This is a genomic window from Pseudomonas sp. NBRC 111133, from assembly GCF_001320605.1.
Lineage (GTDB): Bacteria > Pseudomonadota > Gammaproteobacteria > Pseudomonadales > Pseudomonadaceae > Aquipseudomonas > Aquipseudomonas monteilii.
This window is the reverse complement of record NZ_BCBJ01000140.1, coordinates 1-15,973: the sequence shown is the minus strand read 5'-3', so window position 1 is coordinate 15,973 and position 15,973 is coordinate 1. Positions and strand designations below refer to the sequence as shown.

Genomic DNA, 15,973 nt, shown 5'->3' with positions numbered 1-15,973 from the left:
CCGTATACGGCGGTTCAGGTTATGCGATTAAGCCGGTTTATCGTATCCAGTATTGAGACCAGCCCGAGTCGATCCCACAGCTTCTTCGGTAGCGCCTGATTCATATGTGACGCTCCCGAGTTCCACCATGGGCCTCGGCCATTGACCGCCGATTTCCACGCCCGCGCCTCGTCGATTCCCAAACGCATCAGGTTGCGCGCCCTCGTAGAGGGCCGCTTCCATTGACGCCATATGACGCAACGAAGTTTGTGACGCACCCAGCCATCAAGCTCCTCAAGTGGCCGCTTGCTCTGACTCAGCTTGAAGTAGCCAGCCCAACCACGCAGCACGGGAGTCATTTGCTCAACGATAAATCTCATTGAGCGGGCCCGTATCCGACGCAAGAGTTCCCTGAGTCGGTCGCGCAGGCGGTGCAGGCTTATGCTCGCTACCCTCAGCTTCGGCTGTTTATGCCAGCTCATCCCATAACCCAAGTAATCACAGGCCCAAGGCCGTGCCACACGGCTCTTTTCCCGATTCAGTGTCAGTTTCAGGCGCTGGATCAGGAAACGCTCAACACTGGCCATGACCCGTTCGCCTGCACGATGACTACGCACATAAATGTTCGCATCGTCGGCATAGCGCACGAAGCGATGGCCCCGCCGTTCCAGTTCGCGATCGAGTTCGTTGAGCAGGATGTTCGACAGCAACGGCGAGAGCGGGCCGCCTTGCGGCGTCCCTTCCTGCCGTCGGCTGACGAGTCCACCTGACATCGTTCCCGCTTCAAGATAACGACGGATCAGCGTAAGAACGCGTTTGTCCTCGATCTGACGCGCAACATGGGCCATCAGGACATCGTGATTCACCCGATCAAAGAACTTCTCCAGATCGAGTTCCACGCACCAACGGTGACCCGCCACCACATGGCCGCGGGCGGTTTCGATGGCTTGGTGAGCGCTTCTGCCCGGACGAAAGCCGTAGCTGTAGTCCGAAAACAAGGGGTCGAAGATCGGCGTGAGCTGTTGCAGCAAAGCCTGCTGGATCAGGCGATCCACGACGCAGGGAATACCCAGCTGCCGTGTTCCGCCTTTGGATTTGGGGATGTCGACGGCGCGTACACCTTGCGGGTGATATTCGCCAGCCAGCAACCGAGTCTTGAGGATCGGCCAATACTGTTTCACGTAGCCTGCCAATTGGTCGACCGTCATGCCATCGGCACCCGGTGCACCCTTGTTGCTGACTACGCGTTGATACGCACGCTTGAGGTTGGCGGGTGCAAGCACCCGCTCCATCAGCGTGTCCGGCTCCGCGTTCGTCCACGCCACAGACGCCGCCGATGTCTGCGCACTGACAGCCGCAAGCCCAGGATTCTGTCCCGGACTTGGGGTTACAGTTCTCTTGCGGAGAAATTTCTGCTTTTCCGACATTCGACGAGACTCTGACGCCTACTGGCGGCATAACCTGTTCGGCCCTTGGTGGCATGGTTATTTGCCACTTACTACGGCCTCGGCTGACTTCTGTAGGTTCATCCCGTCGCCTCTCGACGCTCGGTAGCACAGTGGCAAACCTACAGATCTCCCAGGGTAATTCGCGTGACCTTCCTGCTTATGCCTGTCGGATTTACGTCACAGCGTTCCGTGCAAGTATCGGGCTTTGACGGTTTGGGCCATCTTACCCCGCTGCGCCGCCTCTATCCGCTTCCTGTTCGTCAGGCCAGCATTTTGCCTCGGGCTTCCTTCAGATTCGCAGTCACCCGCGACACCCTTGCCTTCGGCTAACACTTCCCCTTGCCGGGTGTGTAGAGGACTTTCACCTCCAAGTCACCAGCGTGGCCACCACAGCCAAGCTGGTTGCGCTTGCGCGCAACGCGCCATGCCTGGCGCACCCAAAAAAAACCGGCCCTGAGGCCGGTCATGTAATTTGGTGCGGGTGGTCACGTGCCCCGTTTAGTCACGGTGGTGGACGCCATGAGGTCGAAGATGAACTGGGATTTCACAGTGAAAACCGGAACCGCGATGAAGGCTGCAAGCACAACGGCTAGCACGAGCGGATGCCCGATGCTGAGCAGAAGCAAGACGGACATGATCTTCAAGGTGGTGCGCAAGATGCACTGCCAGATGGATAGGTTGCCGTTGAGCGAGATCGTCCTGACACGGAACAACAGCTTGCCGGCCGTCGTGCCACGCCAAGTCCTGGTCAGTGTCGCTTCGTAGATCAACCACACCAAAGGCAACAGAACAAGGAAGTAAGGTGCCAGGCTGAGTGCTGCCCCCTCAGTCCAGCTCAGGCCGGGGGTAGCAACGTCGAATGGGCCCGACGTATCGACATGGGCATTATGAGCCATGACTAAAGCCAGTAGTGCTAGCGATCCACCCAGTACCAGCGATACCAAAACAAAATCTGTCGTGGTTGCCGCTATGCGCTGAGCGACGTTCAGCAGTTTGGAGCCAATTTTCATCGTTCACCTGATTGCTTGTGGAGGACTAGAACATGTTGCCCATCGCATCGAGTGCTGCCATTTGCGAGTTTGTGGGTTCGGCCGTGGTCGGATCTTGAGAGTCATGCGATGGGCTGGCCTCATCAAGGGCACCTGCGCTTGAGAGCAGCTGCGGCTGTTGGTCGATCAACGAGTCCCGAGCATCCATACCGTAGTCAGGTGGGGTGGCGACAGGGACAGACAGTGCATGAGCCTCGACAGCACCTGTGTGCAAGGGAGCACCACTCTGGGTGCCCACCGGCTCAGGTTGCAGGGGAGGGCGAACCTCCTCGACAACCAGGGCCGGCTCCATCGGTTCAGCGGGAGCTAGGGGCCCTGAGGGCGGCGCGACTGCCGGAGCTTTTACAGCCCCTGGTTTTGCGGTGATCTCTCGCTGCCGTGGTACCCGTTTCTTTCGGCTCGGTGGAGCTGCACTTTCACGCTTGGATTGGCGGCCCGTCGCAATCATTCCCCCCGGGCCAGCAAGAGCGTTATTCAGAGCTTCGTCTAGGGTGCCGGCCTCACTGTGGCTCAAAAACCACTGATAAAAGACTCCCCTGATAAGAGGCGTGTCTTTACCGTATGGCAGTTCGGACATGAACTCCAGCAAACCTGGGCAAACGTCTTCTGGGATATTCAGATTTATTTTGCGCTCAGTTTCATTAGGGTCATATACACGAATTAACTTAGCCATTTACAGCAGACACCCTTTTTGCATTCGCGTTTACGATGCTCCGGATGATTTGTCCAAGGGCATAGCGAGCAAAACCGTCAGCAACAGCCCAGCGAGGATTTTTTACAAGAATGCTGTGTTGCCATACATCTTTGGCGCGAGCATAGATCGCCTCGGCGCTTCCACCCGCAACTAAAATCCCATTGAGGGAACGAGCATCATCGGAAAACAACGAGTTACCTTTAGAGATAACCTCCTGAACCACATGCTGTTGAGCTTCGGTCACTTGCTCTTGAATGTTTACCTCCTGACCGTACTGGAAAAGACATTTGGTGCTGAACGATTCCTCACACTCCACCAGGCTTGCTTGAATCTCGCGCTTGCCTAGGATGCGGCGCAACTGCTCTGCAGCAGCACTCATTCCTGCGCAGGAGTCAGCGCCCCGTTCAATATATTGACCTTCCCTCATCAAAAGAAAGTCAGTCGAGTAATGCCCACCCTCGATGACGCCATAGGATTTAGGCCTTCCGTTAGCACCATTGATCAGATTTTCAATGGGCATGCCCGACTGATCAAGGATGTAGTCGCAGTAAGCGCCCATTGGCTGAGGAAGTGCTTTCAACTCGACAGTTTTAGGGAGTGCTTTCCGAGTGCGCTCGACCAGACTGTCCTTACGAGAGCCGAACAACTTAGACGGGGTACCGATAATTACAAATGCCTCCTCAATACCTTGAACTCCCTTAGCACGTAACCTGGTGAAAGCCGACTGAATAAGCGCCAGATATTCAGCGGTATCCGTCCAGTTGTCGTTCAACCCGATAGAGGAGGTGAGGTTGCCCTGGAGGCGAGCGGTATCGCCAGTGAAGTATGCCTTGCCATCGACAATTTCGGTCTCGGCCTGGGCGCGAGCCGCAGTCGTCGGGTCGGTGAGTTCGACAGCTGGAACCGCCAGAGTGGGGTACATGATATCCGTTCGTTTGCCGTCGTGGTAAGCGACGACTTTAATGGCACTACGACCCGCATCCAAACCGATTGCTACGCGACCTTTCATGAAAAAAACCTATATAAACCAGTGACTTAGAAGGGTTAACGATGCGCACTGTGCAGTGTGCAGTGCCTACAGTGCAGTGCGATGTAGCTACTGTGCTGTATGCATTGATGTGAGTCTAAGATACATAACACGTATTGACAATACTGGATGGTGACAAAGAAAATTCGCCGGAACGCGCCCCCTCGGCGCGGCTATACACAACCCCCCGGCGAACGCTTAAACAATGGCTATACACAACCCCCCCTCCATCGACGATTTCGAAGAGCTTCGGCGCAAAGGCAAGGAGTCGGTCGACACCGCTGTCGACTACCTGATTCGCATCGATCAGCTCCTGGTCCGCATGGGTGAATTGCTCTACGTCATGCAGCCGTTCCAGACGGGGCGCATAGGGATCGACTTCAACCAGCACCGGGGCCAATCGCGACCATTCGTGCGGGTCTATCGAAAGCTCAAGGCCGGCAAGGGGAAATGGATGTCCACGAACGTGAGCCACAAAGGCCTCACGAAGAGAGTGAAGCGAGCCCGAGAATTCGAGCCCAATCACAAGCTTGTTCTGAGCCTGTGCGAAAGGGTTTCCAAACTCTTTGACCTCAGAGCCGAAATGCACGAGCGGGTACGAAATATGAGCCATGGCGTAAAGCTGACGCTCAAGGCCAGAGAAGATGATCTGGCATCTCTTGAGTCTCTGGTGGGCAGCATGCTGGACCAGGTGGAAACGAAGTTCGAAGGAGAGATCGACGTGGATGAGTAATCGCTAATCAGTTTCGCGAAGGCCTTGTCGATCAACGTCGGCAGGGCTTTTTTTTCGTGGCTGAGGGCGACCAGAAACTATTCGGTGACAGGCCAAGTATGAACCGGGCTATGGGCAAAGCGGACTAGAAGCGAACCGGTGTTACGCGATGTGTGACTCTGCGGCTTTGGCGAAGCTAACTAGAAGCTGACCGGTGTTATGCGCAGTGGGATCCTGCGGCTTCGGTAAAGCGGACAAGAAGCCTACCGGTGATTTGGCGAAGTGTTATCCGGGCTCTTGCTGAGCGTAGTGTGATCCGGCCGCTGAGAATTGCTTTTGCATTCGGTGGTGAGCTGACTTTTATCTGGGCCTGGCGGTGTTTGAACCGAACTGCCTCGCGCCCGCTCCCTTAATCTAATTTAATTCTCTTCATTCATTTTCTCTTATTCCGGTTGCACCATCGGCCTCATTCTGGCGCCGGCACTTGTGTCGGATTCTCTTTTTCCGCTGCTCGTTGTGCCACCCCTCGTTTTGCAAGTTTGGTTTGGGTGCCTGTCGTGGGGCTGGCCGTTGTGGATCTGCCAGTTCTTTCTGTGCCGCTTGTGCCTCTGCACCCGCCGGCTCCCTTCTGCTGATGACGTATTGGGTTCATTCTTCTTCTGTGGATTCTCTTTTCTCTCTTCTCTTCTTCATCTCCATTATTTCACTGCGACTTCTACGTCGTCTGCTGTGCGTGAGAGCATGAGTGGTGGGATCCTATTGTTCTCGCACCAGTTCTAGATGTTGAATTGTGCCATCGCTAGTTTGGGGTTTCGTTGTTGCGCTGCCGCATTGGCATTTCATTGTGCTGGCGCTTGTTCTGCTGCCGCAGGTTTGGCGCTTTTTCTCCTGCCGACAGCATAACCATTTGTGCCTTTCGCTACGCACCTCGGCCGGCGCTCAACCGTCAGTCCCTGCGGGTTGCGTCAAGCGAAACAGGCCACCGGCAGTCGGTGGCGACCCCAAGAAGGATCTGACGGGGGAGGAGAGCGACGGGCTGAGAAGGATGCGACGGGGGGAGGAGAGAGGCTGGCTGTGCAGGGGCTCGATGCTGGTCCTGCAGCTGGCCTCCGATGATCGGTCGCGGTCGGTGGTGGGCGGTGTGAGACCTGTTGCTGCGGTTTGCGATCCTGGCGTGGCCGGCAGAGTGCGATGCCCGGCGGCCGGTGGTGGGTGAAGCTGGATCTGTGCTGGCGGTGCTCGATCCGGCTCGCAGCGTGTGATGCTTGGCTGGCGGTGGGTGGTATGTGACCTGCCTGGCGAGGCCGACCCTGCTGCTCTCCTGGTGCCGCTTGTGACCGGGCAGGCGGGTATTGACGATTGGCTGGCAGTAGTCAGCACCTGGTGCCGAGTGGTGGTGCTTGGTCGGATTCGTCTCAGCTCAGGGTGCTTGGAGCCGCTTTTCTCTGTTCGGTGTCTCGTGGGTGGGAAGCACTTCATTGCCTCCATGATTCTCAGCTCATTGCATGCGTGCATGCCCCTAGGCGATTGCGGCCCGGGGTATCTCTGCCAGCGAGCGCCTCCCTTTTGGTTGCTGGGCGGCGTATCGGCGCCGACGGGGCCGGCTTTTATGGCTGCGCTTAAGCATAAATGGTTGTGCTGCGGCTTTCCGCTTTTGTCTCTCCTAGGGCATAAATGGTTGTGCTGGCGGCCAACGCTTTTCTCGCTACAGAGTCATAAATGGTTGTGCCTGTATTCGTAACACGTAACTATAATTTGCCTTGCATCCATACAAATCTATAGGTATTGTGGAGCCATAAATGGTTGTGCCAAGGAGCCACCGAGATGAACAAGTCCTTTGTGATGAAGCAGGTTGGGAAGGGGGCCGGGTCGATCGCTCTGGCTGCTGCAGCTTGTCTGTTTGCTGCATACGTTCGACAGGCCTTTGGTGGCTGGGCCTTCGCCGGCTCGTTACTCCTGGTGATCGCAGCCAGCATTCCGATGGTCCTGTTCTTCAACCTGTTTGCTGACCCAAACGTGAAGTTCAGCAAGAAGGAACGGCTGATGGATCAGGAAGACCCTCACTGCATCTTCAATGACAGCCTCAACATGTTCCGCAAAGACGACGATTGATTCACCACTCGCACCTCAAGGAGGCCGGCAATGGCCGCGAAAGCTTTCACCCCAAACAAAGACCAGGCTGTTGCCCTGGGCAGTACCGCCAAGCGCTTGCTGATCCGCGCCAAGGCGGGTGCTGGTAAGACCTCGCTGCTCATCAAGCACGCCCTGCAGTTCCCAACCCAGCGCCTGCTGTATGTGACCTTTGGAAAGGCCAACAAGGAGGACGCAGCTGCTCGCTTCCCTGACAACGTGACCACCAAGACCAGTCATGGGCTTGCTTGGGAAGTCGGTGGCCAGTTCAAGAAGGTTGGCAAGCAGGATGATCTCCACCCATCCCACCTGGCCAAGCAGTACGGCATCCCAATGGCGTTCGCTCGCCACCTCTACGTCACTCTGCACAACTACATGGTCTCTGCAGACCGGGAGATCCTGGCAGCGCATGTGCCGGCACAGATCGTTGGCGATGACCGTGAGAAAACAGCGGAGTGGGCGAAGGTTGTTTGGGAAGACCTGCAGCGCTTGCGCCAATGGTCTCGCGGGTGCGGCGATAGCCAAGCCGAGCGTGCTGAGTTCCTGGAAACCACTCATCTGCGAATGCCGCACGACGGCTACCTGAAACTGTGGAGCCTGGGTGACCCTGACCTGAGCCACCGTTACGACCAGATCCTTCTGGACGAGTACCAGGACACCAATCCTGTCTTTGCTGCGGTGATCCTGCGGCAGAACTGCCCGCTGCGCTTGGCCGGTGACGACTTCCAGGCAATCTTCGGTTTCCGTGGTGCCTACAACACCTTCGAACCGTCGCAGTTCGACCAGGTCGTATCGCTGAGCGAGAGCCACCGTTATGGCGCCGGCATCGCCGAGCTGGCCACCATGCTCTTGCGTGAGTTCGCCGGCGAGCAGGATCCAGTGCGCAGTTCACGCCATGAGCTGACTACCCGTTTTGCCGTCGACCGCACCAAGCCTTACGCGATCATCGGGCGCACCAATGCGAAGCTGTTCGCCAGTGCTGTCCAGCTGCTGGAAGGCCAGCGTCTTCACTTCGTGGGTGGCGTCAACGAGTACCCGTTCGACAAGCTCGTTGAAGTGCACCACCTGCGCGCCAACACGGGTGTCCGTCTGCGCGATCCTTTGCTCAGTGCGTTCCGCTCTCTCCAAGATCTGGAGGCTTATGCCAACGACACCGATGACAAAGAGATCCACGCCCTCATCAGTGTTGCCAAGCAGTATGGCGATCAAATCCCGAGCCTGGTACAGCGCATCAAGGATGCTTGCGTCAGCGACATCAACGACGCGACCGTCATTCTTTGTACTGCCCACCGCTCGAAAGGTTTGGAGTTTCCGCAGGTGGTTCTGCTGAGCGACTTCCTCAACCTGATCACCGATGCCGGCCTGCCGCTGGTGCTGGATACCCCAGAGCTGCGCCAAGAGCTCCACCTGCTGTACGTGGCGCTGACCCGTGCGATGGAATCCATTGAGGTGAATGAGCAGATCCAGGCAGTTTTGCGTTACTGCGAGACCGCTGGGGTGGTGGGTGAAGCGGTGGAACCTGTCGCGAAGCACACCGAACAAGTGGGGGGCCTATCGCTGGTTGTTAGCCCTGAACAAGAGGCCGAGACCTTTGCTGCGATCACCGGCGTGGGGGCGCTTTCCAAAGTGGCTGAGCTGGTCGGCGCCGATGCTGCCCTGCTGTTCGAGGGCGATCAGGTTGAGTCGCGCATCGAGCTGGCCATCCTGCGTCATGCGGCCCTGACTGCGGCGGCGATCGCGGGCGTAGTGGGTGTCTCCGTATCCCAGGCGGCCGATACCGTTGCGTCGATGGTGCGCCAGGGTCGCCTGCATGGTGGCCTGTTCATCGGTTGCCCAGATATCACCGGGCGCCTGGTCAGTGACCTGCACCTGGAAGTGGCCTGATGCACTACCTACTGATCGTTGCAGGGGGCGAACATGGCTGACGATTTCATCCGGATCTTCTACCGCCGGGAAGCGGGCGGAAAATCCAAGAAATCATCCGTTTCCATTGACCCGCTGATGTTCGAGATTTTCGTCAAGATCAAGGGGAGCATCGGTGAGGCCCGGGACACCCTGAGGGAATGGGCGAAGGCTGCGGATACCGAGCGTACCGATGCGAACTACCGCATGGGGAACTCTCGAATTGTGCAGCAGCGGATGTCCCAGGAAATCCTGGACATGGTCAATGAAGGCATGGCCGCTCGGGCGGTGAAAGAGACGGAAGCCGCGGGCGAGGGGAAAGGCCGGGGTTCTCGACGGGGCAAGCGGGTGGTGGGTGTCCAACCCTCGCATCAGCTGCCGGCGGTCACCGGGCATCTCTCGGAGGATCACGTCTAGCGGCGTTGCTGGCGCTCATGATCGTGCCAGGCGGGGCAGGCTTCGAATGGTTCGTTTGTGTGATTGGTCAAGTCGGCGCGCATGATTGCAGGACGGTGACTTGCTTTGGCTACGGGAGGTTTGGAGAGAGGTGTTGCACGACACGAGCGTGTCGCTAAGGGAGGATGACTCACCCTAACGGTTCCACGCCCAACGAGCAATACCCAGGGCAGGTTTGTTGATCGGCGGAGGCGCGTGCTCCTCCCGAGCTGGAAGCGAAATCACATTTACTTGACCAACATCACAGGCGGACTACACGCCATTTTTTAGCCAGTGTGCGTATTGGTACGCGTAAAGAATCTATTTAGGAGTAGGTATGTCAATTCTCAACAGCATGGATGGAGTGCTTGTTCCCGCGCTGGTGATCTGCGCCTTTGCGTATTTCGCCATTGCGATGCTGAAGCGCCGCAAAGGCTACTCGACCAAGCATTACCAGTGCATCCCCCTGCTCACCGAGCGCGAGCAGGACTTCTTCTGGCGGCTCAAGGAGGCGGTACGCGACGACCTGGTCATCGCGCCCCAGGTGGTCTTCGGCGCCTTCATCAAGGTGAAAGCCACCGCCATGACCGACAAGAACCACGCACGGCATATGGTCGCCCACAACCGCTGCGACTTCCTGCTCTGCGACAAGCAGCTCAAGCCGGTAGCGCTGGTCGAGGTCGACGACTCCACGCACAACAGCGGCAAGGCCAAGGCAAAGGACCGGCGTCGCGACGAGCTGATGAAGGCCGTCGGGGTCACCGTGCATCGGTACCGCGGGATGCCGTCGGCCAGAGACATTCGCAAGGACCTGAAGCTGTAGAGCTCAGGACCTCTCATCCACAATTAGAACTCAGAAGGTGATCACCATGAGTGACTTCGATTCATCCAGCGAATACTTCGCTCGCGCAGAAGCTTCGGCCGGCGAAGGAAAGCTGACTTTCCGGGGGCTGTTCCTCGCGTTGCTAGGGCTGTATGTCATTGCTGCGGCAATCAGCATCGGCGTCTTGACTTTCAAAGTACCGGTCAGTGCTGAGGATCTACAGCATGCATCCTGGCTGGTGCACGCCCCCTACTTGCTCCCCTTTATCTCCGGCGCATTGTTGATCATAGGCTTCGCACTCGTGCTTCAGTTGATTAGCCCGATGACCCTGAGCTTCGGTGTGCTCATGATCAGCTTTATCGGCGCCGTTTCCACTGAACCGAGTGTCTCACTGCGCAGTGCTGTTCTGGCTGGGGAAGCGAAAATCGGCTGTTACGATTACAGCTTGCTCGCCTGTACCGAGATGCTGGGGTTACCCAGTCGCGCAGCCAACCTAGATCAGCCGGCCCAGCCGAGTGTCCACCAATTCATCCCTGTCCAAGCGATGGCCTTCGTTCGAGCTCCGTTCGATGTGTTCAAAGCGGATGAACTCAACCAGATGCTCGATACACAGCGCCTGGAAGTGAAAGGTGAGATGCGCAAGGGCCTGAAAACTCAGCCCGACACCCTCCCCACATCCGAAGCGACGAGCTCAACAGGTGAGCATCATGAGTGACCACGATTCTTCCAATGACTACTTCGATCACACGCCGGGGACGGCAGGCGAGGGATCACTGATCTTCGCGAGCGTCTTCATGGCTGCGGTGGTGGGGTACGTCGTGTTTGCGGCAATCAGCACCGCCGTCCTGAACTTCAAGGCTCCCGTGAGCGCCGAGGACCTGCACCTCGCTTCCTGGTTGGTGGTTCCGCCATCGCTGTCGTTCATCTGCGCATTTTTCAGCTTCATGTGCATCATGGGTGGCGCCCTGCAAACCTTCAGAGGCAGCTCTTTGGGACTGTTCCTCATCATGATTGGTGTGCTTGCTATGCCCACCATCTTCCCCAGCGTCTCGTTCCGCAGCGCCGTGCTGGCAAGCGAGGCGAAGGTCGGCTGTTACGACTACACGAGCCTTGCCTGCACCAAGATGCTTGGCCTCCCCAGCAGCGCGACATCCGATCAGTCGAGCAAAGTTGAACGCAAGACATCGGCGCCGATCGAGGTGATGGCTTTCCTGCGAGCACCTTTCGATGTGTACAAAGCGGACCAGCTCAACCGAATGCTCGATGCCCAGCGCCAGGAGCTGAAAGAAGAGATCCGCAAGGGCTTGCACAGCCAGGAAAACACGCCCCCTACATCCCTAGTCACTAACCCAGCAGGTGAGCATTATGAGTAACCAGGAATCCTCCAGTGAATACGTCGACCCTGCGCCAGGGACGGCCGCCAAGGGGCCTCTGATCATCGCAAGCCTGCTACTGGCCGTGCCGGTGCTGTTCGTCGTGTTTGCCGTGATCAGCGCAGCCGTTCTGAACTTCAAGGCTCCTGTGAGCCCCGAGGACCTGAAACATGCCTCGTGGTTGGTAACTCCTCCAACCCTCTCGTTCTTTTTGTCCGGTGTCAGCGTCTTCGCGTTCGTCATCGGCGCCTTTCGCGCATTTATGGGCAGTGCCTTCGGCCTGGTACTGATCATGGCTGGGATTGTGAGTGGTACCACTATCTTCCCGAGCGTCTCTTTCCGCAGCGCTGTTCTGGCAGGTGAGGCGAAGGTGGGCTGCTACGACTACACGAGCAGCGCCTGCACCAAGATGCTGGGCCTTCCCGACGCCGCGGCCTCTGAGCAGTCGAGCAAAGTCGAAGGCAAGACATTGGCGGCGATCGAGGTGCTGGCGTTTGTCCGGGCTCCGTTCGATGTGTTCAAAGCGGATCAGCTCAACCAAATGCTCGATGCGCAGCGCACCGAACTGAAGAAGCAGTTGGACGCTTACGCCGAGTAGTCGGTGAAGTCTCGGGGTGGCCGGTGCCGACCACCTCCGAATCTAAGGCTCCACCGAACAAGGGGTGGAGCTCTAATAGTTAACTGGATGCGCTGAGCACCAGCCATAAGGAATCGAGATATGAAATCGCTGTTCGGGATCGTTTTTGGTTGGTTTGCAGGGGTTGCGCTCGCGGGGGCAATGATTGGTATCGTCGGCCTGTTCGATGCCGGGGTTGAACACTTAGGGTTCACTGAAAATACAGCCAGGTACTACATCCTTAGCCTGATGTTGTGCATCACCATGCTGGTGATGTCCAAACCTGCCCGACGTATGTGGAAGCTCATGGGGCTGTTCGGTTTGGCCCTGTTTCTGATCATGGGAACTGGACTGACTCAGGGAATCGAACCGGTACCTGCAGGCGACCAGGTTGAGCAGATCCGAGCTCAGCTGGATGCCTTGGGCATCCTCGGGGCCAAGGCTGTCATGTACCTTGCGCCAGGAGGTCTGGTGTTGTTCTACACCTTGATGGCTTACATCGGGATGCGTGAAGAGCAGGCGAGGAAGCGGGTTTACCTGACCGACTAACGGATCGACTGGGGGCGGGCTGTTTGAGGCAGCCAAAAACACAGAACAGAAGGGGGTAGGTGATGCAAAAGCATGAGTTGGACGCAGTGGACGGTGTTGACCGAAGCTCGGTTTATCGGGTCCTGGGCGCAATGTGTTTGGCCGTCGGGATTTTCTGCATCGGTCCCATGGTGATCGATCAGCAGCTGGTGAACATCGCTCTGAACATGTCACCAGAGAAGACCGCTGTGATGATTCTATCGGCGGCCGGTGTGGTCCTGTCCCAAAGGGGGATCGCCGGTTTCATCGTGCTCATGCTGGGGGTCTTGGTCGCTGGGGCAGCGTTTGAGCTGTACTACGCTCTGGATGCGGCTGCGACGATGGGGGCGATCGGCTTTCCTTTCCTCATGCTTGGGATAGGTGTGCTCATCTTCAACCCAGCTCGCTGACCTCCGCACTACTCGCAAGGCCCGCCATCATGGCGGGCTTTGTTGTTTGAGGCTGCGGGGGAGGGTTACGGGTTTCTACGTGCAGCGAACCGGCGAACCCACTCTTCGCATCTATCTAGGCGGTCTAGGAGGTCCTTCTTTGGCTTGCAGTCTTGATACCCATCTGAAACCATCTGCCTGACCACTCCTAGCCCTGCCAGGACGTCAGCTGCTCCTCTGATGGGGGTAGGGGCCGGTGAGTAGTAGTCCTGGCGCATCTGCTTGTCGGGAAGCTCTGCATCTTCGTACTCTTCCTCGAACCATTTGTTAAGGGTTATGCGGACATCAATAAGCGGTGACGTAGGGCTAAAAATCATTGAGAACGGGAAATTCTCCAAAATAGGGCCGACTTGTAAGTGCTTATCCAAGTCCATGCGGCGAGCCGGCCGCCATCGCGAGCGAAATCCCGGCTCACCGGGGCCACAAGGCACAGCGCCGTCTCGCTCAACCCCTTGAGGGGGTGGCATTATCCTCGCACGCCTCCTTTTTCCACTGAGCGCTCTAGCCGGGCTGATGAATTGGCTGTTGTATGCGTGAGAGTCGTATGTCCACTCCTCAGCTTGTAACCGGGCTTCGAGGGCATGGAGCTTCTTGGCCGAACGCGTGATTAGAGCGGCTGATACCGAGTGGAGGCGTGGGGTTTCGCCGGCCGAATAGACCCCTCGCCATCGAATCCCAACTGTATGAAACCCGTGCTCTTTAGCCCAGTCGATCTCTTCTCGGAACAAATGCCGATATGGCTCATCCAGAATGACAATGCACTTCGACTCATCGTCGTACCAGGTAGACTTGTGATCCGCCTTTTTTGAGAGATTCAGGCTTGTGCCATAGGTCTCGTTTACAAATGGGGCTCGGAAACCTGTCACAGCCATGAAATTCAGAGCGAGTGCGGCCCGTTGCGCCTTCCTCAGGCCGTCGTGCTCGCTATAAGCATCACCCCTGAGCTCCAGATGATCAGGGGCCTCCAGCCGAAAACCGGATAGGTAGGCTGTCCTTTCAAGAGATCTTCCTGGGAGAATTTCTGTCAGGGGGAGCGGCAGCAGGAATGACAGGGTGGTCCGCCCCGATCGAAGTTCAGGACCACGTTTGAAGGGATCTGGGCTCTGGCCGTGATCTTTCCAGTAGAAGGATACAAAAGTCTGGTGGAGTTTCTTTGCGGTCCCTAAAACTGACTGGGCATGCCGGAGGTTCTGAAAGCCAGCACTCTGCGCCGCTTCATCAAGGGCAGCATGATGAGGAATGCTCTTCTCTTGCTTGATTAATTTAGCTACGCGCTTGATACGCGCAACGGTGGTAGGTCGAGTGTGTTCGGTTGCCACGATATCTCTCCGGCCCTACTTGTTGCTGCGTCACCCGTCCACCGCTATGCATCAGGGCCAAAGTTATGGTCCGAATCTTGAGTAGCTGGCAGTGCTGCTCGTGCAGCTTCGCGATGACGGGTAGCTGGCGTCTGCTGGGCGCCATGGGAGATTGTAAGCTGCGTTCTGTGTGTGTGACTAGACCAAACACACAGACGGACCACGCACTACAGGCCGGCAATCACCTATAAAAGAAATCACCTCACGCGACGTATAGGTACGTGTGGTGAATTAGATTTGCCATTATGATGTAGGTCTGAAGGCGGCCCTCGGTATCCCAGGGCCTCATGTAGCGATCCTCAGCGGATCCAGGGGAGGGGGCATGGCCAAACAAGATGAGATGACGAATCGATCCATCGCGATCCTGATCAATCTGTCTGCGGGCTTGGATGAAGCCGGCATCGAGTGCGGCGATGAGCGCGTACCGCTCACCGCACACCTGCGCCTGGCCGCCGCCGCCGGCGCCGCCTCGTTATCCCAGCGAGCCAAGCGGTCGACGCCGTTCTCGAACCAGACGAATAGTCCGCATGTGAAGTTGGTCAAGACCGCTGCTAACTGGCTTGACCAGCTGAAGGTGGTCAAAGGGTTCCACGGAGACGTCTCGGCTGCCGAGTTTCTCGGTGTCAGCCAGACCCAGTTCTCCCGCTGGCGTACCGGCAAGGACCTCCTGGACAACTACCACGCCTGGCAGATCGCAGCAGCGTTGAATGTGAACCCGATGGTGGTGATCGGCAGCGTTGGTTTCCACCACTCTCGCGACACTGATCGCACCAGGTGGTTGGCCATGCTTTCAACGGTCCTTGATTCGGAGCTTCCTGCGGTACCTGCGCTGACGCCGTCGGCGCCAGCCCGGGCAACTGAGCAGGTGCAGCAACAGCAACAGCAACAGGCACCTGCGCCTAGCAGTACTGGCGCTGAGTCGACCGCCCAAGGCAGCAAATGGACAGACGAGGAAGATCAGCGGCTCGTTGCGAGCTACCGTGACGGCTCGGCGATCGACGTTCTGGCTACGGCTCACAGGCGCACTCCCAAGGCCATTTTGCTGCGACTGAGCAACACGCACCGCTTGATACCGGCTGAGCAGCTCGCAAGCTTGTGTGAGCTCTACGGGGTGAACCTGAACAGTCCTGGGAACGGGCGCAAGACCGAACAGAGAAAGGGCTCCCCGCGGCAGAGAAGGGGGAAGGCCAAGGAACATGCTCCAACGGTGTTCCTTTGAGTGATCTGGTGCCTGAGATCAGCTGCTGGCGCTAGGAGTACAAATGTACTCCTAGCGTGCAGGTGGCACTTTGGCGACTCGACCAAATGTGCCACGCGGATCACCAGAAACTAACGATGGCACATTTCGAATGGCGCCAGCCCAGTGTTTACAGGTTGGAAATGGCGGTTCCGCAACAAACACTAGCGATGG

General features: G+C 57.4%; 14 protein-coding genes and 1 pseudogene. 11 read left to right on the top strand and 4 right to left on the bottom strand.

The window, feature by feature from the left end; all coding sequences use genetic code 11:
- Positions 1-14: 14 nt before the first annotated feature.
- The 3 genes and pseudogenes from ltrA to APH36_RS28640 all read right to left on the bottom strand — a co-directional run bounded on the left by ltrA (position 15) and on the right by APH36_RS28640 (position 4,179).
- A pseudogene (gene ltrA, locus APH36_RS28655) lies at positions 15-1,437 on the bottom strand (group II intron reverse transcriptase/maturase).
- Positions 1,438-1,912: 475 nt separating this feature from the next.
- Entirely contained in the window at positions 1,913-2,437 is a 525-nt protein-coding gene (locus APH36_RS28650) for an RDD family protein (RefSeq protein ID WP_023383565.1), read from the bottom strand.
- 704 nt (positions 2,438-3,141) lie between these two features.
- Positions 3,142-4,179 (bottom strand): ParM/StbA family protein, encoded by a 1,038-nt coding sequence (locus APH36_RS28640; RefSeq protein ID WP_023383567.1) that lies wholly within the window; start codon positions 4,177-4,179, stop codon positions 3,142-3,144.
- A gap of 223 nt (positions 4,180-4,402) precedes the next feature.
- Here APH36_RS28640 and APH36_RS28635 point away from each other — a divergent pair, with 223 nt between their 5' ends.
- From APH36_RS28635 to APH36_RS28590, 10 genes are all read left to right on the top strand, one after another.
- Positions 4,403-4,930, top strand: coding sequence for a hypothetical protein (locus APH36_RS28635; protein WP_023383568.1), 528 nt, complete (start codon positions 4,403-4,405; stop codon positions 4,928-4,930).
- Between the two features lie 1,803 nt (positions 4,931-6,733).
- Positions 6,734-7,021, top strand: coding sequence for a hypothetical protein (locus tag APH36_RS28630; RefSeq protein WP_023383569.1), 288 nt, complete (start codon positions 6,734-6,736; stop codon positions 7,019-7,021).
- Positions 7,022-7,051: 30 nt separating this feature from the next.
- The gene (locus APH36_RS28625; protein ID WP_023383570.1) at positions 7,052-8,923 is read left to right on the top strand and encodes a UvrD-helicase domain-containing protein; all 1,872 of its coding nucleotides are present in this window, start codon (positions 7,052-7,054) and stop codon (positions 8,921-8,923) included.
- A gap of 33 nt (positions 8,924-8,956) precedes the next feature.
- Positions 8,957-9,358, top strand: coding sequence for a hypothetical protein (locus tag APH36_RS28620; protein WP_023383571.1), 402 nt, complete (start codon positions 8,957-8,959; stop codon positions 9,356-9,358).
- Between the two features lie 355 nt (positions 9,359-9,713).
- Positions 9,714-10,199, top strand: a complete 486-nt coding sequence (locus APH36_RS28615; RefSeq protein WP_023383572.1) for a DUF2726 domain-containing protein — start codon at positions 9,714-9,716, stop codon at positions 10,197-10,199.
- Positions 10,200-10,245: 46 nt separating this feature from the next.
- Positions 10,246-10,914: a hypothetical protein gene (locus tag APH36_RS28610; protein WP_023383573.1), complete on the top strand. Its 669-nt coding sequence runs from the start codon at positions 10,246-10,248 to the stop codon at positions 10,912-10,914.
- Positions 10,907-11,572, top strand: coding sequence for a hypothetical protein (locus APH36_RS28605; protein ID WP_023383574.1), 666 nt, complete (start codon positions 10,907-10,909; stop codon positions 11,570-11,572). The genes APH36_RS28610 and APH36_RS28605 overlap by 8 nt, the downstream gene beginning before the upstream one ends.
- Complete coding sequence (locus tag APH36_RS28600; protein WP_054893892.1) at positions 11,565-12,170, top strand: hypothetical protein; 606 nt, start codon at positions 11,565-11,567, stop codon at positions 12,168-12,170. Before APH36_RS28605 ends, APH36_RS28600 begins: the two co-directional genes overlap by 8 nt.
- 120 nt (positions 12,171-12,290) lie before the next feature.
- Positions 12,291-12,737, top strand: coding sequence for a hypothetical protein (locus APH36_RS28595; protein ID WP_023383576.1), 447 nt, complete (start codon positions 12,291-12,293; stop codon positions 12,735-12,737).
- 62 nt (positions 12,738-12,799) lie between these two features.
- Positions 12,800-13,165, top strand: a complete 366-nt coding sequence (locus tag APH36_RS28590) for a hypothetical protein (RefSeq protein WP_023383577.1) — start codon at positions 12,800-12,802, stop codon at positions 13,163-13,165.
- A 65-nt stretch (positions 13,166-13,230) separates the two neighbouring features.
- Here APH36_RS28590 and APH36_RS28585 read toward each other — a convergent pair whose 3' ends face one another.
- The gene (locus APH36_RS28585; protein ID WP_023383578.1) at positions 13,231-14,523 is read right to left on the bottom strand and encodes a DUF5623 domain-containing protein; all 1,293 of its coding nucleotides are present in this window, start codon (positions 14,521-14,523) and stop codon (positions 13,231-13,233) included.
- Positions 14,524-14,884: 361 nt separating this feature from the next.
- On the opposite strand from APH36_RS28585, the gene APH36_RS28580 reads away from it, so the two are divergent.
- The gene (locus APH36_RS28580; RefSeq protein WP_023383579.1) at positions 14,885-15,781 is read left to right on the top strand and encodes a hypothetical protein; all 897 of its coding nucleotides are present in this window, start codon (positions 14,885-14,887) and stop codon (positions 15,779-15,781) included.
- Positions 15,782-15,973 lie beyond the last annotated feature (192 nt).

Excerpts from the sequence above, each read along its gene's own strand:
- APH36_RS28650 (WP_023383565.1), bottom strand. The coding sequence starts at position 2,437 with ATGAAAATTGGCTCCAAACTGCTGAACGTCGCTCAGCGCATAGCGGCA.
- APH36_RS28640 (WP_023383567.1), bottom strand. The coding sequence starts at position 4,179 with ATGAAAGGTCGCGTAGCAATCGGTTTGGATGCGGGTCGTAGTGCCATT.
- APH36_RS28635 (WP_023383568.1), top strand. The coding sequence starts at position 4,403 with ATGGCTATACACAACCCCCCCTCCATCGACGATTTCGAAGAGCTTCGG.
- APH36_RS28630 (WP_023383569.1), top strand. The coding sequence starts at position 6,734 with ATGAACAAGTCCTTTGTGATGAAGCAGGTTGGGAAGGGGGCCGGGTCG.
- APH36_RS28625 (WP_023383570.1), top strand. The coding sequence starts at position 7,052 with ATGGCCGCGAAAGCTTTCACCCCAAACAAAGACCAGGCTGTTGCCCTG.
- APH36_RS28620 (WP_023383571.1), top strand. The coding sequence starts at position 8,957 with ATGGCTGACGATTTCATCCGGATCTTCTACCGCCGGGAAGCGGGCGGA.
- APH36_RS28615 (WP_023383572.1), top strand. The coding sequence starts at position 9,714 with ATGTCAATTCTCAACAGCATGGATGGAGTGCTTGTTCCCGCGCTGGTG.
- APH36_RS28610 (WP_023383573.1), top strand. The coding sequence starts at position 10,246 with ATGAGTGACTTCGATTCATCCAGCGAATACTTCGCTCGCGCAGAAGCT.
- APH36_RS28605 (WP_023383574.1), top strand. The coding sequence starts at position 10,907 with ATGAGTGACCACGATTCTTCCAATGACTACTTCGATCACACGCCGGGG.
- APH36_RS28600 (WP_054893892.1), top strand. The coding sequence starts at position 11,565 with ATGAGTAACCAGGAATCCTCCAGTGAATACGTCGACCCTGCGCCAGGG.
- APH36_RS28595 (WP_023383576.1), top strand. The coding sequence starts at position 12,291 with ATGAAATCGCTGTTCGGGATCGTTTTTGGTTGGTTTGCAGGGGTTGCG.
- APH36_RS28590 (WP_023383577.1), top strand. The coding sequence starts at position 12,800 with ATGCAAAAGCATGAGTTGGACGCAGTGGACGGTGTTGACCGAAGCTCG.
- APH36_RS28580 (WP_023383579.1), top strand. The coding sequence starts at position 14,885 with ATGGCCAAACAAGATGAGATGACGAATCGATCCATCGCGATCCTGATC.